The following is a 526-nucleotide window of genomic DNA, read 5'->3' on the forward strand; positions in this document are numbered from 1 at the left end:
ATTTTTCTTTGCTTCTTCTAAAACAAGGCGTGCAGCTGCTGTTTTACCAATTCCAGGCGGTCCATAAATGATCACATGCTGGGGATTTGGTCCACATAGTGCTGCTTTTAATGATTTGATTCCATCTTCTTGGCCGACAATATCTTGAAAGCTTGAAGGCCGTACTTTTTCAGCTAATGGTTCTGAAAGTGAAATAGATCTCATTTTGCGAAGTTGTTCCATTTCCTTCCGGGATTCCCGATCAATGGATACTTTTTGTGTACGCTGATTCCTAAGCAAATTCCAAAAATACAGCCCAATTATGATTCCGAAGAATAGCTGTATAAATAAGGCAATCCCCGTCCAACTCATACATTTCCCTCCTGCACTTCAACTTTTTACTAAATATATATTAATAAGTATTTCCTGCAGTGGGGTGGAATAAACCACATATTCGTAAGAAACTGTTTCGGGAGATGGAGGGAAATTGGATTCGCTGATTGAATGGGGATATTCGCTGATTGAACGAGAAAATTCGCTGATTGGA

1 protein-coding gene is annotated in these 526 nt (G+C 39.5%); it reads right to left on the reverse strand.

Annotation, left to right across the window (positions count from 1 at the left end):
- On the reverse strand, positions 1 to 351 hold a 351-nt coding region (locus V7659_RS15595; protein WP_335540768.1), incomplete at its 3' end, for an ATP-binding protein.
- Positions 352 to 526: the final 175 nt, after the last annotated feature.

The sequence above is a fragment of the Neobacillus drentensis genome (assembly GCF_036966985.1).
Classification (GTDB): domain Bacteria; phylum Bacillota; class Bacilli; order Bacillales; family Cytobacillaceae; genus Neobacillus; species Neobacillus drentensis_E.